Source organism: Acetobacter fabarum (assembly GCF_011516925.1).
Lineage (GTDB): Bacteria > Pseudomonadota > Alphaproteobacteria > Acetobacterales > Acetobacteraceae > Acetobacter > Acetobacter fabarum.
In genome coordinates this window covers 88664-111270 of record NZ_WOTG01000008.1, presented here as the reverse complement: position 1 = coordinate 111270, position 22607 = coordinate 88664, and the positions used below count along the sequence as shown (strand labels likewise).

The following is a 22607-nucleotide window of genomic DNA, read 5'->3' as shown; positions in this document are numbered from 1 at the left end:
GGATACGCGCCCCTGTTCCGCCCCTTGCACACAACATGCAGGGGCTGGTCCGCGTTCGTGTTAGGCCGCCCGATATGGACTTGTCAAAGCGCTCCATGGCACGGCAGGCATCCACTTTTATGCCCTTTGACGCAGCTTCCTCTTGCATCGCGGGCAAAACCCTGCTTGCAGCATGACTCATGCAAGCTTCATTTGAGCAAACCAGCTGGTTTCCCATCATGCTCCATATGGAAGGGGCACGTGTTCTTGTGGCAGGCGGCGGTAATGTCGCGGCCAACAAGGTGCAGCTTCTTGTGCCTACAGGTGCGCGGGTGGAAATTCTCTCCCCCACACTCTGCCCCGAACTCGAACGCCTTGTGGCGGACGGCAAGGCGGAGGTCACACGCCAGGACGCCACGGTAGAAAGCCTGACAGCCCGCCTGCCCGGCTGCCGTATGGTTTATCTGGCCACCAGCAACCGTGCGCTCAATGCCGAACTCAGCGCGCTGTGCCAGAGTATGAACATACCCGTATGCGCGGTGGATGCTCCTGAAGTTTCCAGCTTTATTACCCCGGCCATGACCACACGCGGCGCTGTACAGATTGCGGTTTCCACCGGTGGGGCCGCCCCTGTGCTGGCCCGCAGGCTCCGCGCGAAAATTGAAGAGATCATGCCCGCAGGCCTGCACAGGCTGGCGGCATTCATGCAGCAAAGCCGTCTGGCCCTGCGCACCCGCGTACCGGATTCCGCCATACGCCGCCGTGTGTGGGAAGATTTTCTGGATGGAACAGGTGGCGCTCTGGCCATGGCGGGGAACACGCAGGCCGCCCAGAATGAACTCGACCGCATTCTGGACCAGGGCCATGCCAGAACAGGGGAAGTGTGGCTTGTTGGCGCAGGCCCGGGCAACCCGGACCTGCTGACGCTCGCGGCACTGCGGCTTATGCAGGATGCAGATAGCGTTTTATACGACAATCTGGTTGGGCCGGATATTCTGAACTACGTGCGCCGCGATGCCGAGCGAGTGTTTGTTGGCAAGCAGACCAATAACCACACACTCCCGCAGGATGGCATTAATGCCGAGCTTATCCGCCGCGCCAAAGCGGGGGAACGTGTGCTCCGGCTTAAAGGGGGCGACCCGTTTATTTTTGGCCGTGGTGGGGAGGAAATAGAGGCACTGATGGCCGCAGGCGTGCCATTCCGCATTATCCCCGGCATTTCGGCCGCCAACGGGTGCGCTGCCTATGCGGGCATACCGCTCACACACCGTGACTGCGCACAGGCCTGTCTGTTTATTACCGGCCATGCCCGGGCCGATGGCACCCTGAATCTGGCGTGGGAAACCATAGCCCTGCGCAGCCAGACCATTGTTATTTACATGGGCCTTACGCTGGTTGCACAGCTTTGTGCCCGGCTGGTGGAGCATGGCCTGCCAGCAGACTGGCCCGCAGCCATTGTGGAAGGGGGCACCCTGCCACACCAGCGGGTATTAAGCGGCACTCTCAGCACGCTACCCCAACAGGTTGCGGACAACCACATAACCAGCCCTGCCCTGATTATTGTGGGTCAGGTTGTCCAGCACCGGGTTGTGTCCTCCGCTCCTGCGTAAGGCTCCCGGCCATGCTAGGCGCAATGGACCTGATGGGCGTATAGCGCTCTGGCACCATTGCGCTCCAGAAGCTGGTCAGCCCTTACGCAGAGCGCATCCGTTGCTGGGGGCCGCCCGAACATGCGCCGGTATTCCCGGCTGAACTGGGATGGACTCTCATACCCCACGGCAAAGGCGGCCTCTGCGGCATCCACATTCTCGCTAACCATGCGTCTGCGTGCTTCCTGCAGGCGCAACTGGGTCCGGTATTGCAAGGGGCTCATGTTGGTCGCTGCGCGGAAATGCCGATGGAAGGTGGAAAGCCCCATACCCGCTACACGGGCCGCCCGGCCAATATCAAACGGCTCTGCATAATGCTGGGCAATCCAGTGGATGGCCCTGTTGATGTGGGAGAGATTGCTCCCAGCCGTTGCAATCTGCCTGAGTGCACACCCCTGATCCCCCTGCAACAGCCGGTAAAGCAGTTCACGCACGATCAGGGGTTTGAGGATGGGAATATCCTCTGGCTGGTCCAGCAGCTTCATCAACCTCAAGAGTGGCTCGGTAATGGCTGAATTAAGCGGGCTTAGCCCCATACCCATAATGCACGCCTGATTGGGGTCCACCTGCTGATCGTTCACCACCAGCAGCAGTTCCGCAATCAGGGCCGGGTCCAGCGCCAGACACAGGGCCAGGTAAGGGCGCTCTGGCGTGGCCTGTGTAATGCAGCCGGCTACAGGCAGGTCCACAGCCGTAACAAGGTAGTGGCTGTCATCATAATCAAACACACGGTCCCGGAGCATGACCTGCTTTTTGCCCTGAACAATAACGTACACGCGGGGTTCAAACACAAAGGGAATAGGCTCGCTCACGACCTCGGCCCGGTAGAGCGTGAGTTCGGGGATAGCGGTTGTTACCGTGGAATGGGCACAGTGCCTGAGCACCAGCTTCTGCAATTCCGCCAGATTACCGACCATACGTGCCTCTTTGTTACGCCATGCCATACCTACCCCCAACAGACGGGGCAGCCAGCACCATTCCAGATAGAGCAGAATAAGGCAATCAGCCACGCCCATGCCTTGCCTGAAACAGCAGGCAAATTGCCTGACAGAGAGAATCAGGCAAGAAGTGGGCAGAATTGCTCTATCCCCCTCGCCCTCTTCCGTCCCATTGTGGCATCACTGATCACACAGCCAAGGAAGAACAGGCTTATGGCTTACGCCACAACAAATCCCTACACGGGCGAAGTTGTCAAAACTTTTGCCGATGCGACCGACCAGGAAGTGCAGACCGCACTGGACGCAGCCTATACCGCATTCCAGTCTTGGCGTGATGCGTCCTTTGCTGAGCGCGCAAAGGTTATGTCTGCCGCAGCACAGATCCTGCGCGACAACATGGATGATTACGCCGCTCTGCTGACGCTGGAAATGGGCAAGGTTTTTGGCGAAGCCAAAGCAGAAGTCACGCTCTCGGCCGAAATTTTTGAATACTACGCAGAACACGCCGAGCGCCTGCTGGCCGCCGAAGCCCTGCCGGTTAAAAACCCTGAAGAAGGTCAGGCCATGCTGGTCCATGAACCTCAGGGCATTGTGTTTGCCATTGAGCCGTGGAACTTCCCCTACTACCAGATCGCCCGCATCATTGCGCCCCAGCTTTCCGCCGGGAATACGGTCATCCTCAAGCACGCTTCCAACGTGCCGCAGTGTGCCGCAGCCTTTGATGACCTGATGCGCAAGGCTGGCCTGCCGGAAGGTGCATTCCGCAACCTGTACCTTGCCCGCCATCACACCGAAACCGTGCTAAACGACCCGCGCGTATGCGGCGTGGCCCTGACCGGCTCCGAAGGCGCTGGTGCCATTGTGGCATCCGTTGCAGGCAAGGCGCTCAAAAAAGCAACCATGGAACTTGGTGGTTCGGACGCATTTGTTGTGCTCGAAGACGCTGATCTGGAAAAAGCAGTCAAATGGGCTGTTTTTGGCCGCCACTGGAATGCAGGGCAGGTTTGCGTTTCTTCCAAGCGGCTGATCGTGGCTGACGCCATTTATGACCGCTTTGTAGAACTCTACAAAAAAGGCGTTGCCGAACTGAAGGCAGGGGACCCGATGGACCCGGCTACCACGCTGGCCCCGCTCTCCTCCCAAAAAGCAGCGGACGACCTGCGCACACAGGTTGATGAAGCCTGCAAGCTGGGTGCCAAAGCCGAAGTTATTGGCGCTCCTGTGCCCGAAAAAGGCGCCTTTTTCCGTCCGGTTCTGCTCACCAACCTGGAAAACAACCCCGCCCGCCTGTGGGAATTCTTTGGCCCGGTTACCCAGCTTTACCGCGCAAAAGACACCGAAGATGCCATTCGCATTGCCAATGACTCTCCCTACGGTCTGGGTGGCTCTGTCTTTACGCAGAACACCAAGCTTGGGGTGGAAGTAGCCCGCCGCATTTACACCGGCATGGTCTACATCAACCACCCGACAATGGTAAAAGCCGACCTGCCGTTTGGTGGCGTGGCCCGCTCCGGCTTTGGCCGCGAGCTGATCGGCCTCGGCATTAAGGAATTTGTCAATCACAAGCTGATTGACGTGGTGGATATTGACGCACCGTTCTAATCAAACGGCGGAGCAGGACTGTAAGCCGCATTAACCGGCGGCTTACGGCCCAACCATGCAAAAGGCCCGGCAATTCTGCCGGGCCTTTTGTGTGCTTACCCCCAAATTATCGTTCAGTTTGCCCCACAGCCAGACGCAGCAGGATATGCTCGCGCAGTTTCTGGGGGAGCAGACGTTCAACCACACGCAGAACGCGGAACGGCCACGGAAAAATATATTCCCGCCGCCCCTGCGCAATGGCGCGGGCAATCAGGCGGGCTGCTTTTTTGGCTGGAACCAGAAAAGGACGTGGGCCTTCGAGCCGCTGGCTCATGGGGGTGTCCACAAAACCGGGCACGATCAATGTTAGCTGAACGCCATATTGCCGCCAGGCAAGCCCGGCAGACCTGGCAAAAAATGCCAGTCCGGATTTGGAGCTGCTATAGGCGGCAGAAAAGGGCATTTCGTAAAACCCGGCAACAGAGCCTATGAGCGCAATATGCCCACTGCGCCGCTCCACCATGCTCTTGGCTGCTGCCGTGGCCAGCGTAACCGGCGTTGCATAATTGACCAGCCCAAGCTGAAGCACCTTCTGCGGGTCTTCCGTTTTGTCGTCCAGAGATTGGATGTCAGACAGACCTGCACCAAGCACCACGCAGTCGGGCTTGTGGGCTGCATCATCTTCCTCAAAGGCCTTCAGGGCGGCGGCTCCATCGCACAGGTCTATCTGGCGTGTATGCACTACGGCCCCACTGGAGCAGCATTCCATGGCCAGCTGGCTCAGCCGCTGGGCATTTCTGCCCCACAAAATCAGGGTCCGGCCGGGTGCCGCATAATGGTGCGCAAGCTCCGCACCAATGCCGCCCGTAGCCCCTGTAATCAGCACGGAACGCAGAACGCCTTCCCCCGATGCATCAGATTTCACATTTTTTCCTTTCCCATTGAGAGAGAATGAGGCATCACCCGTGGAGTTTTTCATGTTCCGTTCCATGGAGGGGCAATGTCTTTCCCGACTCAGATTACCGTTTCCCCTGTTTCGGGCTCACGTCAGCTTTCTCTCTTTATAAAGCTTCCACGCCAGATTTACGATGGCCTGCCCGGATATGTTGCCCCTTTGGACATGGAAGAGCGCGATATGCTCTCCCCCAAAAAATCGCGTTTTTTCGACCACGGCTTTGCCTGTTACTTTCTGGCATGGCGTAATGGCAAACCGATTGGCCGCATATCTGCCCAGATAGACTCCCTTGTGCTCAAGCAGCCCGGCCCCAGAACCGGCTTTTTTGGAGCGCTGGATACGGCTGAACCCGCCTGTGTTCCCCTCCTGCTTGAAGCCGCCACCAAATGGCTTGAAACACGTGGTGTTGAACGCATCCGTGGTCCATGGACACTGAACAGCAACGGCCAGTCCGGTGTAATGATTGCAGGGCAGAATGAAATGCCCATGATCGGCACCCCATGGCACCCAGCAACCCTCGGCCCTGCCGTTGAGGAAGCGGGCTTTGAAAAAGCGATGGACCTGCTCTCCTACAGTATGGAAACAGGGCCACAGGCCGAGCGTGCCAACCAGATTCCCGCCAACCTGCGCCAGCGTCTTGGCAAGATTACCATGCGCGGCCTGCGCTTGAAACACATTCCAGAAGACGCCACGATCCTGCGCGAAATCTATAATGATGCCTGGGCCGACACATGGGGCAACGTGCCCCTGACCTCTAACGAGGTTGAATCCCTACTCAAGGCGATCAAGCCCATCCTGCGGCCTGAGCAGTATGTACTGGCCGAGGTTGAAGGCGAACCGGCGGCCATAGCGCTGGTGATACCCAATATGTTTGACATCAGCGGGGATCTGGGCGGCGCGCCCTCCCCTCTGGGCTGGCTCAAGCTTGGCTCGCGCATTCTCCGGCATGACTTTCACTCCGCCCGGGTTGTGCTCCTTGGCGTGCGCAAAAAATATATGGGCACCGCTCTGCGCGCCATGCTGCCTGTGCTGATTATTGATGAACTGATGAAGCGCGGGCATGTCCTGCCCTACCGGACCATTGAACTGGGCTGGGTGCTGGAAACACATACAGGGTTGCGCAATCTTATTGAGCGTATTGTACCCACACCCTACAAAACCCACCGTATGTACGAAAAAATTCTGGCTCAGCCAGAAGCCTGAATTCTTCCGCAACAACAGGCAAGCGCCACAACGCGGCGCTCAGCCTTTAGGCCAGACCCCAGCCCCCGTTTACAGGTGGCTCCAGCCCCTGGCCCTGAAGTGCATGGGCTGCCCTGCACCATCCATAACGGACACACCCGGCACGCCTGCCTCAAACTGACCTATCCGGGTTACAGGCACCACCCCATATGGGGTGGGCAGACTTGGGCAGGATAGTAGCTGATGCTCCCGCTCAGGCGGCACGGCAAACAGGATTTCATAATCATCTCCGCCCGTCAGGCAGACTTCCTGCCATGCAGCCCCCAATGCGCGTGCCGCGGCCGAGAGCGGAACCTGATCGGCCTGTATGCGCACATGCAGAGCGTTTTCCCGCGCCATATGGCCAGCATCCTGTACCAGCCCGTCGGACACATCCATCGCGGCGGATGCCAGACCATGCAGGGGTAGCCCTATCCGTGGTTGCGGCAGGCGGTAGCGTTCTGCCAGATGCCCCGTGGGGTCAGCCAGAGGAGGCTCTACCCCCTGCAACACACGCAGGCCCAGCGCTCCATCCCCTATGGTCCCACTCACCCACAGTCCATCCCCCGCCCGCGCACCACACCGCCGGATAGCCTGACCGGGCAGGACCGAGCCAACAATGGTCAATGAGAGAACAAGTGGTCCGGAGGTGGAGGTTGTATCGCCCCCCATCAGGCTCAGCCCAAAGCGGGCCTGATCCTGCGCCAGACCAGCACAGAACTGCTCCACCCACGCATCCGTAATATGGGGGGGGCGTGCAAACGCCAGCAACCAGCCTTCCGGCCTGCTCCCCATGGCGGCAAGGTCGGACAGGTTGCACCGCAACAGCTTGCGGCCAATTGTATCGGGGGGGTCGGTTGGTAGAAAATGCACATTTTCTACCATGGCATCTACCGCCATCACCATTTCTCGCCCCTGAGGGGGCGAGAACACCGCCGCATCATCCTGCAGGTTCAGGGCGGCAGGGCCAGCCAGTGCTAAAAAATGCCGCCGTATAAACGCAAACTCAGGCGGCAGATCAGTCTTCGGTTGGGGGGACGGCGGTGCTGTCATGATCTTCAACCGGTGCGGGGGTTTTGAAAAGCGTATCCAGCACACCATTCACCAGACGCGGCTCATCCCCAAAAAAGAAGCCATGTGCTACGTCCATATACTCGTTGATCAGGACCGCAGCAGGCGCGTCTTCGTGGCGAAACTCCGCAATAGCCGCCATAAAAAGAGCGCGCAGGACCGGGTCCAGCCGCTCGATCGGCCAGGTGGATGGCAAGGTCTGGGCAATATCGCCCTCAATCGCCGTGCGGTTGGAAACAGCCCCTTTTACAATGGCGGTAAACAGAGCCACATCCGCTTCGGGAATACGTCCATCCTCGTAGGATTCACCGCTCAGGGTGGTGCCAAACCGATGGACCAGAAACTGCTCAATAACGGAATCCGGACGATCCCCATTCTGCTCAATCTGGAACAGGGCCTGCACGGCGGCAACACGCGCGGCTGTGCGCGGGCGTTGTGCGGCTTTGAGCTTGGGTTGGTCCTGTAGTTCGGTCATCGTTCTCTCCTGCTCCGCTTTTATGCGAAGCCGCGTTTTGTGGCGTTTTTACACATAAAGGTCTAGTCTTTTTGTTCGCTCTGCTGGGTTTTGCTTTCCATGAGCGTCAGAATCTCGGAAAAATCGCGGGCCTCCGTAAAGTCCCGGTACACGCTGGCAAAACGCACATACCCCACGCCGTCCACTTCCTTGAGCGCGTCCATGGCAAGCTCACCTATGCGGGCGGAGGCAACTTCCGTATCCCCCGACGCTTCAAGCTGGCGCACGACCCCGGTTACAATCTGCTCCATCTGCTCATCCGATACCGGGCGCTTGCGCAGAGCAATACGGATGGAGCGGGAAATTTTATCCCGATCAAACGGCGCTCGCCGCCCATCCTGCTTGACCACCACCAGCTCGCGCAGTTGCACACGCTCTACCGTGGTAAAGCGCTGCCCACAGGACAGGCAAGCCCTGCGGCGGCGGATAGCCGACCCTTCTTCATTCGGGCGACTGTCCTTGACCTGACTATCCGGGTTCCCGCAAAAAGGGCAACGCATGATGGTACCAACCTTCCCTCAGGCGCGTATCCGACGGCATTGTGCTGTTCAAAGAGCGCTAGGTGACAATCAGATATTTGTTTTAACCGGGTTCGTCCATACTGCTCATGCCCCAAGGCGCACGGAGACACCATGAAACCTCGTTACCAAGCAATACTGGCCAGCGCTCTGATCAGCCTGCTGGCACTCGGCCCCGCACAGGCACAAGAACACAATAACGGGCAATCTGTTCCCGGACAGGCTGATGCCCAGAAAGACATCTCCATTACCGATATTTCACTCCATCAGCCTGCCACACAGGGGCAAGGGCAGACGGAGCTGTATTTTAGCCTTACCAATAACAGCCACACAACCCATTTGCTAACCGGCGTTGTCTCCCCCGCCTGCAGCACACTGGTTGGCTACCACACTGATCAGGAAAACACCCCCGGCACCCGCCACCTGTTCCAGCATCTGGCTCTGCCAGAAGTTACAACACTGGTATTTGCCAGTGCTGGCTACCACATGCTGTGCGTTGGCCCTGTTGCACAGGTACTCACCCAGTCCAATGTGCCGGTTACATTCCAGTTTCTGGGCGGATCCAGCAAAACCGTGTCTGTACCGGTTACTCCCGGCGCCCGGTAGCGCAGGAACAGGAACCAAAAGAGCCGGAGCACGCTCCGGCCACTTTTTTGGGCCCCGTCTCTTAGCCGCCGGTATAGGTGCTAAGCGTACGCTTAACAGCCTGATGCCAGCCAGCAATCATGGTGCGGCGCTGGGTGCTGTCCATTTTGGGTTCAAACAGGGAACCCCGCGCCCATTCCGCCGCTACGTTTGCTTCATTTTCCCAGACACCAGTTGCCATACCGGCAAGGAAGCCAGCGCCCAGAGCCGTTGTTTCAACGTTGCGTGGGCGTTCAACCTTGGCTTGCAGCATGTCAGCAAGGAACTGGCAGTACCAGTCATTGGCGGACATGCCACCATCCACACGGATGCTCTCCGTTGTGCCACCACCGTCCTGCACCATGGCACTCACCAGATCCAACGTCTGGTACGCCACGGATTCCAGAGCCGCACGGGCAATATGGGCCGCAGTGGCATCCAGCGTCAGGCCACAGATCAGGCCGCGTGCATCCGGGTCCCAATGAGGCGCGCCCAACCCGACAAACCCTGGCACCATGTACACGCCATGGCTGTGCGGCACACGGGTTGCCATATCATCCGTCTGGGACGCATGGGTGATCAGGTGCAAGCCGTCACGCAGCCATTTAATGGCTGCACCAGCCACAAAAATGGAGCCTTCAAGGGCGTATGTTGGTTTGCCATTGAGCCGGTAAGCAACCGTGGTCAACATCCGGTTGCGTGATTCCACGGGCTTATCCCCCGTGTTCAACAGCAAAAAGCACCCCGTACCGTAGGTGGCCTTGGCCATGCCCGGCGTAAAGCAGGCCTGCCCCACAACGGCTGCCTGCTGGTCGCCTGCAATCCCGGCAATGGGAATGGCCCGCCCAAACAGGGCTGGGTCTGTTTCCCCATACAGAGTGCTGCTGTCCTTGACTTCGGGCAGCAAGCTGGCGGGAATACGGAACAGCTTCAGGAGGTCCTGATCCCACTGCTGACGATGAATATCAAACAGCATGGTGCGCGAAGCATTGGTTGCATCGGTTGCGTGGACCTTACCGCCCGTCAGCCGCCACAGGATAAACGAATCAATGGTGCCAAATGCCAACTCACCTTTTTCAGCGCGAGCGCGGGCATCGGCCACGTTGTCGAGCAGCCATGCCAGTTTTGTGGCGGAAAAATAGGGGTCCAGCAGCAGGCCCGTGCGTTCACGCACCAGAGCTTCGGCCCCTTCGTCACGCAGTTTCTGGCAGACACTGGCCGTCCGCCGGTCCTGCCAGACAATGGCGCGGTGGATCGGCTTGCCCGTGCTGCGCTCCCACACCACAATGGTTTCGCGCTGGTTGGTAATGCCAATACCGGCAATGCGGTCCGCAGCCCCGCTCTGCTCCAGTGCCGCGCGCGCTGTGTTGAGCACATCGGTCCAGATGTCTTCTGGGCAATGCTCCACCCACCCGGCGTTGGGATAATGCTGCGGGAACTCCTGACGGGCCGCAGCCAGTTCGTTGGCGTCACGATCAAAAACGATGCTGCGGGTTGATGTTGTTCCCTGATCAATCGCCAGAACACAATCTTTTTTGGTCATGGGGAATATCCCTTCTTATTCTGAGCAGTCAGTCTGCCGCAGGAGTGGAGTGACGGCCCAGTGCGGGCATGAACGGACGCAGCAGCGTCTGGTAAATCGTGGCCCCGATAAGCCCACCCATAAGTGGGCCTACAACAGGCACCCACCAGTAATTCTGGGGAGAAGGAAGAGCCGTACGCCCCCAGCCCGCCACAAAGCAGAACAGGCGAGGCCCAAAATCGCGCGCTGGGTTAATGGCCCACCCTTCCAGATACCCTGAAGATGCACCGATAATGGCAACCAGCAGGCCAATGATCAATGCGCCCGAGTTAGCCTGTGGGGCAGCCGTATTGTACTGGCAGGTCACTGCAAAAATACCAAGGACCAGAAATGCCGTCAGGATTGTTTCGTTCAGCAGCGCATGCAGAGGCGTTACAAAATCACCCGGATGGGTAAAGAACACGCCTGACGCGGCGCCATCATTGGCAAAATCCAGATGATGGGACACCGCATAATGCACGATAACCGAGCCATACAGGGCATAAACCAGACAGGCTCCCAAAAAGCCACCCACCACCTGCGCCACCCAGTATGGCAGCACCTTGCGCCATGCGAACCCACGGTAGCAGGCAAGCGCCAGCGTAACCGCAGGGTTAGCATGTGTGCCAGAAACAGCACCGGTCACGTAAATGGCCAGGGTCACACCCAGCCCCCACGTAATGGCAACCCCCCAGTAGGAGAGCTGGTAGGGGCTTGGGTCGTACAGCGAGTACATGGCTGCAACGGAATCACCGACCAGAATAATGATCAGCACCGCCAGACATTCGGCTATCAACTCGCCCCAGAGACTATTTTTTACCTTATCCATATCTTTCCTCTTTTTGTTTTTTTTGTTCGGAAAGCGGTGTTTTACAGATCAGACAGCTTTCTTCTGAACATAGGTTTCAACGCGGGCTTTTTCCGCGTCATTCAGGTGCAGGCCCAGCTTGCTGCGCCGCCAGAGCACATCTTCTGCCGTACGGGCCCATTCACGCGCCATCAGGTAGTCTACTTCACGCGTGCTCAGGTCCCCACCCAGCAGTTCACCCATATCGTCCATGCTGTTAGCCTGTCCGATAATTTCGTATGTGCGGCTGCCGTAATTACGCATCAGACGCCATGCCAGTTCTTCTGGCAACCAGGGGGCTACGCGGCGCAACCGGGCAAGGGCACCGTCAAAGCCACCTTCACCAATATCCCCACCGGGCAGCACTTCGCTTGCGGTCCAACTCTGGCCACCAACTACGGGCAGCACAGGGGCCAGTTTTTCCAGCGCATGTTCGGCCAGCTTGCGGTAGGTCGTGATTTTGCCACCAAAAATGGAAAGCAGGGGCGCGCCATCCTGCGTGTCCAGGTCCAGAACATAATCGCGGGTAACGGCAGAGGCGTTGGCAGAGGCATCGTCATACAACGGACGCAGCCCTGCGTAGCTCCACACCACATCGCTCTCACGGACCTGCACGTTCAGGTAGCGGTTCACGCTTTCGCACAGATACGTTACTTCATCGGGTGCTATGCCCACCTTGCCCGGCTCATCCTTCCACGGAATGTCCGTGGTGCCGATCAGGGTGAACTTCTGCTCGTATGGAATGGCGAACACAATCCGCTTGTCAGGGTTCTGGAAAATGTAAGCCTGCGGCCCCTCGTACACACGCGGGACAATAATGTGGCTGCCCTTGACCAGACGTACCGATTTGGAATTGGGGATTTTAAGCGTATCGGCCAGCAGGCGGGCAACCCACGGGCCAGCCGCGTTCACCATGGCCTTGGCACGCACGGTCTGGGTCTGGCCGGTTATGCGGTCTTCCAGAGTTGCCACCCACTGCCCGTTCACGCGCTGCGCGGCAGTCAGGCGGGTGCGTACGCGCACATCGGCCCCACGCTCGGCCGCGTCCATGGCGTTCAGCACAACAAGGCGGCTGTCCTGCACCCAGCCATCGGAATAGATGAAGCCCTTGGTGTATTCAGGCTTGAGCGCACGCCCCGAAGAATGCTTGCGAAAATCCACGCCAATGGATTTAGGCAGCGTCATGTTGGATGCCAGATGATCGTACAGGAACAGCCCGGCCTTGAGCATCCATGCCGGACGCACCAGCTTGGAATGCGGCAGCACAAAGCGCAGCGGCCACATGATATGGGGGGCCATGGTCAGCAGGCGTTCACGCTCCATCAGCGCTTCACGCACAAGGCGGAACTCATAATATTCCAGATAGCGCAGGCCACCATGGATCAGCTTGGTGCTGGAAGACGAGGTATAGCTTGCCAGATCATCCTGCTCCACCAGCAGGACGGATGCACCACGCCCGCAGGCGTCACGCGCAATGCCGGTGCCGTTAACGCCCCCCCCGATAACGAGAAGGTCATAAATACGCTCGGATGTTTCTGCTGCTGACATGGTTTTTATCGGTTCCATCTATACGAAGGCTTTGTTCATTTTATTCGATTTCGAAAACAGAACGCAAGAACTATGGTTATCGTCCCCGATGGATGCGTTTTTTTGAGCCATGATGTTCTTTTACGAACACTCCTGCGCGCCAGTAACATGGAGCTGCACATCATGCTCGCGCAAAATGGCCCGAATACCCGGCGGAGGAGGCTGGTCCGTAAAAAACGCATTGATCTGGGATATATGCCCCACACGCGCCATGGGCCTGCGCAAGAACTTGGTGTGGTCTGCCAGCAGGAACACTGTTCTGGCGTTGCGTATGATCGCCTGCGCCGCGTTAATTTCGTCCGCATCAAAATCCAGCAACGTGCCATCCGCATCAATGCCGGAAATGCCGATAACACCAAAATCCGCCCGATACTGCTCGATCATGGCTGCCGCCGCCGGGCCAACAATGCCACCATCGCGCAGGCGTACGCTGCCACCTGTAATGATCAGGCTACATTCAGGAGCCGGAGCCAGCAGGGTTGCGACATGGATATTATTGGTAATAACCCGCAGGGTTCTGTGGGTGCGCAGCGACCGGGCAAAAGCTTCCGTTGTGGTGCCGATGTTAATGAACAGGGAGGCCCCGTCCGGTATGGCCTTTGCCGCTTCCCGCCCTATGGCGTCCTTGGCTTGCAGGTTCAGGATCTGCCGGTCTGAATAAGCAATGTTCTCGGCGGGGGAAAGGCTGCTGGCCCCTCCATGGTGGCGGGCCAGCAATCCCTGCCCGGCCATAATGTTAACGTCCCGCCTTACGGTCTGCACGGTTACGCCCAGTTCGCACGCCAGTTCCTCGCTGGCAACATACCCGTGCTGGTTGACCAGCCGCAGAATATGCCTGCGTCGTTTTTCCAGCGCATTGCTCATGCGGGTTCCGCCTCAATAACCGCCAGCACGGCCTCCCCGTAGCGTTCCAGCTTGGAGCGGCCTACGCCTTTGATCTCACCCAGCGTATCCAGATCATCGGGTTTTTCGAGCGCTATGTCTTTCAGAACCGAATCATGGAAAATGACATATGGTGGAATTTCCTGCTCCTTGGCCTCTTCCCGCCGCCATTTGCGCAGAGCTTCAAACAGGGCCAAACGGTCTTCTGGCAGGTCCAGAGCAGCAGACTGCCTCTGCCCCCGAGCCCCTCCCACATTGCCAGTGTGTTCCACAACCGGGTCTGCCCGCAAGGCAACGTTTTCCTCCCCCCGCAGGATCGGACGGGCGATGTCGGGGTTCAGTCGCAACCCACCATACTGCCCTTCTATCCGCAGGGCGCCGCGCGCAATAAGCTGGCGGACCACACCACGCCAGAACGACTCGCTTCTGTCCTGACCAATCCCCCAGACCGAGAGCTTGTCGTGCCCGTTACGGCTTATGCCGTCGGTCCTCTTGGCCCGTAAAACGGCAATAACGTGCAGCGCGCCAAAACTTTCCCCCGTGCGATACACAGCGGACAGCAGCTTGCGGGCAGCTTCCGTTCCATCAAATGTCAGCACCGGGTGGCGGCAGTTATCACAATGCCCGCAGGGCTGTTCCAGCTCCTCGCCAAAACAGTGCAGCAGCGCCTGCGTGCGGCACCCTGTGGTTTCAGTAAACGCGATCATGGCCTCCAGACGGCTGCGCATGATCCGTTTTTCGTTATCTGGAGCCGCAGACTGGTCCAGCCAGTAACGGGCACGGGCTATATCCTCCCCCCCGTATAGCAGTACGGTATCAGACGGCAGACCATCGCGCCCGGCCCGGCCAATCTGCTGGTAATATGCCTCAGGCGAGGAGGGCATATCCAGATGCACAACTGCGCGCACATCCGGGCGGTCTATGCCCATGCCAAAAGCCACCGTGGCCACAATCACCAGCGGTTCCCCCGAGCGAAAACGCAACAATGCCGCGCGCTTTTCCACCGGAGACAACCCCGCATGATACGCCAGCGCAGGCCAGCCGCGCTCCCGCAGGGAGGCCGCTATACGCTCGGTTCTGGCACGGCTGCCACAATAGACAATGGACGCGTCTTCCCTGTAGCGCTCAAGGGCTACAAGCAGTTGCTTCAGTTCCGAACCTTTGGGCTGCACGGCAATATTGAGGTTGGGCCGATGAAAGCTTGAAACCAGAACCTGCGCGTGCGGCATATCCAATGCCGCCAGAATATCATCCCGCGTGCGTTCGTCCGCCGTGGCGGTCAGGGCAAGCCGTGGCACATTGGGAAAATGTCGCGGCAGGGCGGTCAGGGCCCTGTATTCGGGCCGGAACTCATGCCCCCAAGCCGAAATGCAATGCGCTTCGTCTATGGCAATAATGGACAGTGGTATGCGCGTCAGGCGGTCCAGCGTGCCTGACGACAAAAGGCGTTCGGGCGAAATATAGAGCAGGTCCACACGGCCATTGGCCAGATCAGACCTGATCTGGGCTGATTCGTTTTCGTCCAGCTCGGAATGCAGGGCAGCGGCATTAACCCCAAGCTGCCTGAGCCCTGCCACCTGATCGTCCATAAGCGCGATGAGGGGGGAGATAACCAACCCCATGCCGGGCCGGCACAGGGCTGGAATCTGGTAACATACGCTTTTGCCCCCACCCGTGGGCATGAGCACAAGGGCATCCTGCCCCTGCATGGCGCATTCTACAGCCTGCGCCTGCAAGCTCCTGAACCCGGGGAACCCAAAGACAGCCTGCAACACCTCCTGCACGGAGCGGCTACAAAACCGGTCACGCGGGGGCACTCCCGGTACCCTTTCCTCCGGCAAGCCTAATGGTGGCTCATAGGGGGGAATGTCGGCATATGCAGGCTCTCTTTCCTCCATGGCGATCAGGGGCTTGTCAGTTCGATCTCTACACGGCGGGAGCCAACAACCATGCCTTCAAGGTTGGATGGGGCGCGCGGTGTTTCCACAATACGGTCACTACGCACGCCATCGGCCTGCAACTTGGCCGTTACGGCCTTGGCCCGCTGGATTGCCACCAGTGCATCGGCAGACAGGTCCTTGCCAGCCCCGGCATACCCTTCAACCCGAACAATGCGGGAGGGGTGCTTGTCTGCTTCCTGCGCGACCTGCGCAACCACTTCCTGCCCGGCCTGATCAAGCTCGGCCGACTGGTTGGAAAAAAAGACAACATATTTGCGAGGGGCCTGACTGGCGCAGGCAGCCAGAAGACTCAGGCAGGCGACTGAAAATAAGCGGCGCATAATGATCATTCCTGAATTATCAAAACAAAACCGTTTTATTTGGTGCCCCTCCGGGCTGCTGGCGTCAACAACGATTCCAGCAGGCCTAGGCCGCAGCAGCTTTTGCCACACCATCGGACAGGCGCCAGATGCGGTCCAGCTTTTCCACCCCGGTCAGGCGGTGGGCTATCAGTATGACCGTGCGCCCCTCGGTTACGGTGTTCAGAGTCCGGAGGAAGTCCTGCTCCGTCTGCGCATCCAGCCCTGTTGCGGGTTCATCCAGAATAAGAATGGGAGCAGGTGCCAGTAGCGTACGCGCCAGCGCAATACGCCGCCCCTGCCCACCGGAGAGACGAATACCCCCCTCACCTACCCAGGTATCCAGCCCTTCGGGCAGGGACCGCACAACATCGGACACCGCGGCCTGATCAAGAGCCTTCCACAAATCATCTTCGGAAGCATCAGGTCGGCCGAGCAGCAGATTGGCACGAATGGTATCGTCAAACAGGTGTGTTGCCTGCGAAAGCCAGGCCATTTTGCTGCGCACGGCATCGGGGCGTATGGTGGTAATATCCTCCCCACCCAGACAAATCTGGCCTTCCTGCGGGCTAGCAGCCCGTAACAGCAAAGCCGCAAGGCTGGACTTACCCGTGCCAGACGGCCCCAGAATAGCCACCCGCGCCCCTGCGGGAATATCCAGCGTAAGCCCTTTTAAAACCCACGGCCGATCATCCGCCCACCGGAAGCGCACATTGTTCAGGCGGATACTGGTATCCACAGGGGCATGCTCATGCGTCACCTGCGCATTGGCAGCGGCAGGCTGTACTGCCATTTCCACTACCCTGCGGGCGGAAACCCCCATAATGCCAGCCTGCAAACCGGCACGCGTAAGGGTGACTGCACTTTCAAATGCAGCAACGGTCAAAAACAGTATGCTCACCCCTTCAAGGGCGCCCACCTTGGGTAGCAGAATACCGCCAATGGCCAGCAGCACCATGAACACGGCAATCTGCCCAAACAAAAAGGCCAGAGCATTGGCAAAGGCCGAACGGCGGGCCACAGCCATCTGCCCTTGCAACAATGCGGCATCCGCAGCCTGCACACGGGCCAGCATTCGCCCCTCTGCGCCGAATGCCCGGATTTCGCGCAGGCCGCCTACCAGATCCAGCACGAAAATACGCAAATGCGCCAGCAGATGGGCAGCCTGATCAGCTGCCTTCTGCCCCGACCGCGCGATCAGCCACGGCACCAGAAAAGATGCACAGGCAAACAGCACGCCAACAGCCACCCCCAGCACAAGGCTCTGCCGGCCCACAATAACCAGCAAGGCCGGAAAGGTCAGTCCCGCACAAACCAGCGGCACAACAATCCGCAGGTATAACCCGTCCAGCGCGCCAATATCGGATACCAGACGGGACAGCATATCCCCCGCCCGGCGGAAGCCCAGCCCTGCCGCTGCACCGTGGGCAAGGGAATGAAAAAACCAGACCCGCAGATCCGCCAGCGCACGGAACATGGCATCGTGCGCAAACAGGCGCTCTGCATAGCGCAGCGTCACGCGCCCCACGCCAACCCAGCGCAGCAGTGCGGTTGTCACCACCACTTCGCCCAGCACACACCCTGCCAGCCGCAAGCCGGACACCTGCATAAGCGCAAGACCACAGGCCAGCGCAGCCAGTGCCAGCAGCACGCCCACAATCAGCCGCACTCCCTGCCTGCGCCACAGGCCGAATATAACGCATACAGCCTGCCAGTCCGTAAATCTGGCTGTGGGCTGCACGGGCACATCATGCAGCCTTGCGGTCGGCTGCACGGCTGATGTCTGATCTTGCATTGCCATGTTACGCAGCCCCCTGCCGATTGATAACACGCCCGTTTTGCAGGTCTATCCGCCGCCCCTTGAACATATGGGCCGCAGCCGAGTGCGTAGCCAGAATAACCGTGCGACCAACGGCCAGCCGTTGCAGGCTTTCAAAAACACTTTTTTCGGTTGCAGGGTCCAGATGCGCTGTGGGTTCATCCAGCAGCAGAACCGGGGCGTTTTTGAGGTAAGCCCGCGCAATGGCAATACGTTGCGCCTGCCCACCAGACAAACCAAACCCGCCTTCACCGATCTGTGTATCCAGCCCGTTGGGCAAGGTCGGCAGGAACTCATCCACGGCGGCGGAACGCAGGGCATTTGCCAGTTCACGTTCGTCTGCATCTGGTTTGGCGAACAGGATATTATCCCGCAGTGAGCCGGCAAACAGCACAGGTTTCTGCCCGATCCATGACACAACGCGGGACAGGGCATCGGGGACTATGCTCTGCAAAGGCGCGCCATTAAACAGCACCCGCCCGTTCTGGGGGGTAATAAACCCCAGCAGCAGTTCCATGATCGTGGACTTACCTGCACCGGATGGACCAGCCAGCACCAGCGTTTCCCCCGCTGGCACGGTAAAGGTAACATGCTCCAGCGCAGGCCCGCGAGCGGGGTCCCATGTAAAGCCGACATCATCAAAGGCCACCATCACGCCGTTAGCGTTAACGGTTCTGGCCCCTTCCAGCACCGGCCGCTCTGTTACTTCGGGCAGGTCCAGGATGGCGGTCGCCGCCCCTTGGGCGTGTGCACGGTCCTGATACGCCAGCGCAAGGCCGCGCAGGGGAGCAAAAAACTCCGGCACTGCCAGCAGGGCAAACAGGCTGGCAACCACGGTGTGCTGTAACGCGGGGGATGGGCCACTGGCCTGCATGGCCAGTGCCTGCCGCCCGTCGAGCACGGCCAGCAGGATGAACGCAATGACCATGGCGCAGTCAATGGATGCGGAGGAAAGGAATGCCACCCGCAGCACCTTCATGGTACGCACGCGCAGTTCTTCGGCGGCATCCCCCAAACGGCGGGTTTCGTCCTCTGTCCGGCCAGCCAGAACAATGGTGGCAATACCTTTGATACGGTCCAGAAAACGTGCCTGAAGGCGGGTCATGGCCAAAAACTGGTTGCGTGATGCCACAGCCGCACCAATACCAAACACAGCCTGCCCAACAGGAACGGCCACACCACACAGGCCCAGAATGACAGCCGCACGGGGCTGCATAATGCCCACGGGCAGCAAAATCAGTACGGGCGCCACCATCCACAGTACGGAGGCAGGCACCCAGCGGCCAAAAAAGCCATCCAGCGCTTCTATCCGGTCTACAACAATGGAGGCCAGCACACCGCTATGCGTGCGGCGCAGCAATGCAGGACCGCCGGCAAGAATGGAGGCCATAACCTCCCCCCGCAAACGCCTGCGCGCTACAATACCGGCTTGAGCAGCCGCCACATCCGCCTTGATCATGCACAGGGCACGCAACATAGCCAGAGCCGGGAACAGCATAAAGGGCCACGCTGGAAAAGCAGCCCCCTGCCCGCCTGCCTGCCACGCCACAAGGGCATGCCCAAGAACAACAGCCACACACCATGCCTGCCCAATACCGGCAAGACTGGAGAGCAGCCCGGACCCAACCACTGATCGCGCTGCCTGACGACCAAGACGCGACTGGAGGCGCGTCCAGTTACGTATTGCTGCTTTCTCGTTCCTCATGACAGACAGCGTTTATACTGCTCTGCCAAGGACGCAACAGTTTAGATCGCCACTCCCTGCTGCGCTTAAGGCATGCCAACGCTCTGCGGGCTGCCTTATTTTACGGGTTTTCCGCTTTCTCCAGATGCAGGACCAGTGTGAACTGCACACCATCCTTGCCGCTATAGCTCAAAGATGCCTTTAGCTGTCTGGCAAAACCATGAATGAGCTTGAGCCCGATCCCCTGCGTGCCGGATGCGGGGTCGAAGGAACAACCAATCCCGTTATCGCCAACATTCAGCGTGACCAGATTGCCATTTTTTGTCAGCCGCACATGAATAACGCCCATCCGGCCATCGGGGAATGCGTATTTGATCGAGTTTGTCACAACCTCGGTCACGATCAGCGCCAGAGGCACAGCCTGATCCGGGTCCATCCAGAAACTGTCTGAATCCACCTGTAGGCGAATACGCCCTGCATCCGCCTCCCCTGCGATATGGAAGGTCTGCTCGCACAGGTCTTTTAAAAAAACGGCCATGTTCAGGCTGGTCAGTGAATCCTCGGCGTAAAGGGTGCGGTGTAGCGTTGCCAGCGCCCGGATTCGGTCGCGCGCCAGAGCAAACTCGGCCCGGACCTCGGGGTGGGCAATCTGGTTGGCCTGAAGATTGAGCAGGGACGCCACGATCTGGAGATTGTTTTTAACCCGGTGGTGAATCTCCTTCATCAGGAGTTCCTGATGCGCCATGGCCTTCTTCAGCCGCGCTTCATGCCGGGAGAGACGCTGTGTTGCACGCGTAAAAGCCTGCCCCAGCCTTTGCAGCTCAAGCGGCATGGTGCGTGTAACGCGCCCGTCAAACACCCCTTCCATCTGCCATTTACGAACGGAATAGGTCAGCCGCCGCAAAGGCCAGACAAGCACGATATTGGCCGCAAGCGTAACGCCCACCAGCCCCGCAGCCAGCAGGAACAGCAGGGCCGCAATCTGGAAAACCATGGCCCGCAGGGCATCGGCTTCTATGGGGGTGCGCTGGGTTGAAACAAAAATATCCGCACCACCCGCAATGCCACCAAGGGCATACCCCCCCTGCATGGACGGGAGCGACACAACCGAGCGGTCACTTTTTTCCAGCTTTTCCTTTAACGGAAAGACAAGCCCGGGTGACGGCTGCTCCCAGTTGCAGTCAGTGCAAACGGGAAAAAGCTCTCCATCATGCATAAGCAGCCACGCCTGCACGGGATTTGTATCATCCGAAAATGCATCCCACCCCGAAGCACCGCCCAGATAAGCCCGTGTGCGCGAAATTTGCAGGATACCAACCAGATAACCATGGGCTTCCGGCTCTGCCAGAAAAACCGCAGGCACGGTTATCCGCAAAAACGCCCCGTTATCTTCCCCACCACCACTTTTTTGCACGGCTTCCATAACCGTGGCGTTAATCCGTGCGGGTGGGGTTAAGGTCCCGACCTCCGCACAGGAGCGGCCTGAGGGGGAAACAGAATCGAGCTTTTTGCCTCTTTCATCCAGAACAGCCAAAAAGCAGTATCGCTGCCCACTAATGGTTTCGGCCAGTTTGAGCGCATGCACGAGCTGGTCATGCGTGAGGTCCATGTTGCCGATTGTTTCAAGCGCACTGCGCAGGCGGTCCGTATCGTGCCTGAACTGCTGGTCCAGCCGCATAATGGCGGCAACAGCACGCTGGGCGCTCCCCACCCGGACTTCCTGATAATTCCGCAGGGCCAGAACAGCGCCAATACTGAGCACGGGAATACCCGAGAGGCAGATAAGCACACGCATACGCGCGCTGGTGGTGATAAACACCCGCCCCAACCCGGACATAAGCAGGGCGCCAACACGCCGGGCAGCCTGCCCAAGCACGGAAAAGACAGACAAAAGGCTCAGTCCTGCTTGCTCCGGTCTTCCTCAATCAGCTTCAGCAGCTCTTCGGGCACAGGTTCATTCACAACATCATCAAAAAGCTGGTGCAGGCCGCGCTTCAGCCAGACATCAAAAGCCTGATCCCGAGACTGCCTGCCTTTGCGGGGGGGAGCGCCGTCCATACTCTTTCCCATTCCGAACCTTGGATCCTGCCGTTGTGTGCCTGACGCCACTGTGTGCGGAGCAGGCAACTCATCCCCGACAGACCTGCAACTTATAAGCCCAGCATGCGCCATGTTCAGACCACTGCTGCGCTCATACGAGAGGAAACCCGCTGCGCGCCGCTATTCTTTTTTGCCGCCCCGGCCTGAACACGCTCGCCTTTTTTGCGGTCACCTGCATCAGACACGGATTCTTCTCCAGTTAACCAGACTTCAAGCTGACGCCGGGCACGGAAAACCCTGCTTTTGGCTGTACCAACAGCGCAGCCGGACATTTCCGCCAGTTCCTGATAGCTCATTCCTTCGAGAACCCCCAGCACCAAAGCTTCCCGCTGGTCATCTGGCAGCCGTGCAAGCGCTGCATCCAACTCCATCAGGCTCAGCCGGTCATCATGCCGGGCAGCAACCGCCAGCATGGACTGGGGAGCATCATCAATATCCGTAGTTTCGCGCTTTTTACGCAGGTCGGAAATAAAGCGGTTCCGCAGGATGCGGTGCATCCATGCGCCAAAATTGGTTCCGGGGATAAAACTCTGCTGAGCGGCCAGCGCGTTGCAAACAGCGTCCTGCACCAGATCTTCTGCGGCAGTGCGGTTGCGGGTCAGCGCCAGTGCCTGCACACGCAGCTTGGGCAGGATAGCAATAACCTGATCGTGGAATAACGAGGCTGTCATTGTTTTTACTCCGCTCTTCTTCCGTTTTATGGGAGCAATGAACAAGACCCCGCCAAGGTTACATCCGGATGCATTTTTTGTAATCACGAAAACGAGAGCACGTAACC

The 22607-nt window shown here is 58.8% G+C and carries 20 protein-coding genes; 4 read left to right on the top strand and 16 right to left on the bottom strand.

The genetic code is table 11. The features are described from left to right. Positions 1-179: 179 nt before the first annotated feature. Positions 180-1589 (top strand): siroheme synthase CysG, encoded by a 1410-nt coding sequence (gene cysG, locus GOB83_RS10360; RefSeq protein ID WP_165925993.1) that lies wholly within the window; start codon positions 180-182, stop codon positions 1587-1589. 14 nt (positions 1590-1603) lie between these two features. Here the strand turns inward: cysG and GOB83_RS10355 are convergent, their stop codons facing one another. After that, complete coding sequence (locus tag GOB83_RS10355; protein ID WP_264802382.1) at positions 1604-2638, bottom strand: AraC family transcriptional regulator; 1035 nt, start codon at positions 2636-2638, stop codon at positions 1604-1606. A 141-nt stretch (positions 2639-2779) separates the two neighbouring features. Here GOB83_RS10355 and GOB83_RS10350 point away from each other — a divergent pair, with 141 nt between their 5' ends. Next, entirely contained in the window at positions 2780-4168 is a 1389-nt protein-coding gene (locus GOB83_RS10350) for an NAD-dependent succinate-semialdehyde dehydrogenase (protein WP_165925992.1), read from the top strand. 106 nt (positions 4169-4274) lie between these two features. On the opposite strand, the gene GOB83_RS10345 is transcribed toward GOB83_RS10350, so the two are convergent. Beyond that, positions 4275-5126, bottom strand: coding sequence for an SDR family NAD(P)-dependent oxidoreductase (locus tag GOB83_RS10345; protein WP_165925991.1), 852 nt, complete (start codon positions 5124-5126; stop codon positions 4275-4277). A gap of 21 nt (positions 5127-5147) precedes the next feature. Between GOB83_RS10345 and GOB83_RS10340 the strand changes: the two genes are divergently transcribed. Next, positions 5148-6305, top strand: a complete 1158-nt coding sequence (locus GOB83_RS10340) for a GNAT family N-acetyltransferase (protein WP_086646471.1) — start codon at positions 5148-5150, stop codon at positions 6303-6305. Between the two features lie 69 nt (positions 6306-6374). Here the strand turns inward: GOB83_RS10340 and thiL are convergent, their stop codons facing one another. The 3 genes from thiL to nrdR form a co-directional block, all read right to left on the bottom strand. After that, on the bottom strand, positions 6375-7376 hold the full coding sequence (gene thiL, locus GOB83_RS10335) for a thiamine-phosphate kinase (protein ID WP_165925990.1): 1002 nt from the start codon (positions 7374-7376) through the stop codon (positions 6375-6377). Then, positions 7342-7869: a transcription antitermination factor NusB gene (gene nusB, locus GOB83_RS10330; protein ID WP_086646469.1), complete on the bottom strand. Its 528-nt coding sequence runs from the start codon at positions 7867-7869 to the stop codon at positions 7342-7344. Before nusB ends, thiL begins: the two co-directional genes overlap by 35 nt. 62 nt (positions 7870-7931) lie before the next feature. Then, positions 7932-8408: a transcriptional regulator NrdR gene (nrdR, locus tag GOB83_RS10325; protein WP_086646468.1), complete on the bottom strand. Its 477-nt coding sequence runs from the start codon at positions 8406-8408 to the stop codon at positions 7932-7934. A 132-nt stretch (positions 8409-8540) separates the two neighbouring features. Here nrdR and GOB83_RS10320 point away from each other — a divergent pair, with 132 nt between their 5' ends. Next, the gene (locus GOB83_RS10320) at positions 8541-9032 is read left to right on the top strand and encodes a copper chaperone PCu(A)C (RefSeq protein WP_165925989.1); all 492 of its coding nucleotides are present in this window, start codon (positions 8541-8543) and stop codon (positions 9030-9032) included. 61 nt (positions 9033-9093) lie between these two features. Here GOB83_RS10320 and glpK read toward each other — a convergent pair whose 3' ends face one another. The 11 genes from glpK to GOB83_RS10265 all read right to left on the bottom strand — a co-directional run bounded on the left by glpK (position 9094) and on the right by GOB83_RS10265 (position 22500). After that, positions 9094-10593, bottom strand: coding sequence for a glycerol kinase GlpK (glpK, locus tag GOB83_RS10315; protein ID WP_095349822.1), 1500 nt, complete (start codon positions 10591-10593; stop codon positions 9094-9096). A 28-nt stretch (positions 10594-10621) separates the two neighbouring features. Beyond that, positions 10622-11440 (bottom strand): MIP/aquaporin family protein, encoded by an 819-nt coding sequence (locus tag GOB83_RS10310; RefSeq protein WP_095349821.1) that lies wholly within the window; start codon positions 11438-11440, stop codon positions 10622-10624. Between the two features lie 48 nt (positions 11441-11488). After that, a complete protein-coding gene (glpD, locus tag GOB83_RS10305; protein ID WP_373321566.1) occupies positions 11489-13024 on the bottom strand; it encodes a glycerol-3-phosphate dehydrogenase in 1536 nt (511 codons plus the stop codon). Positions 13025-13126: 102 nt separating this feature from the next. Beyond that, a complete protein-coding gene (locus tag GOB83_RS10300; RefSeq protein WP_165925988.1) occupies positions 13127-13909 on the bottom strand; it encodes a DeoR/GlpR family DNA-binding transcription regulator in 783 nt (260 codons plus the stop codon). Then, positions 13906-15825 carry a DNA helicase RecQ gene (gene recQ / locus GOB83_RS10295; protein ID WP_165925987.1) on the bottom strand — a complete coding sequence of 640 codons (1920 nt, stop codon included), beginning with the start codon at positions 15823-15825 and terminating at the stop codon, positions 13906-13908. Before recQ ends, GOB83_RS10300 begins: the two co-directional genes overlap by 4 nt. A 5-nt stretch (positions 15826-15830) precedes the next feature. After that, on the bottom strand, positions 15831-16208 hold the full coding sequence (locus GOB83_RS10290; protein ID WP_086646495.1) for an OmpA family protein: 378 nt from the start codon (positions 16206-16208) through the stop codon (positions 15831-15833). Positions 16209-16293: 85 nt separating this feature from the next. Next, positions 16294-18021: a thiol reductant ABC exporter subunit CydC gene (gene cydC / locus GOB83_RS10285; protein ID WP_373321567.1), complete on the bottom strand. Its 1728-nt coding sequence runs from the start codon at positions 18019-18021 to the stop codon at positions 16294-16296. Positions 18022-18028: 7 nt separating this feature from the next. Beyond that, entirely contained in the window at positions 18029-19750 is a 1722-nt protein-coding gene (gene cydD / locus GOB83_RS10280) for a thiol reductant ABC exporter subunit CydD (RefSeq protein ID WP_086646462.1), read from the bottom strand. Positions 19751-19850: 100 nt separating this feature from the next. Continuing rightward, positions 19851-21524, bottom strand: coding sequence for a sensor histidine kinase (locus GOB83_RS10275; RefSeq protein ID WP_086646493.1), 1674 nt, complete (start codon positions 21522-21524; stop codon positions 19851-19853). A gap of 101 nt (positions 21525-21625) precedes the next feature. Further along, positions 21626-21787, bottom strand: coding sequence for a NepR family anti-sigma factor (locus GOB83_RS14980; protein WP_231945768.1), 162 nt, complete (start codon positions 21785-21787; stop codon positions 21626-21628). A 116-nt stretch (positions 21788-21903) separates the two neighbouring features. Further along, positions 21904-22500 carry a sigma-70 family RNA polymerase sigma factor gene (locus GOB83_RS10265; protein WP_165925986.1) on the bottom strand — a complete coding sequence of 199 codons (597 nt, stop codon included), beginning with the start codon at positions 22498-22500 and terminating at the stop codon, positions 21904-21906. Positions 22501-22607 lie beyond the last annotated feature (107 nt).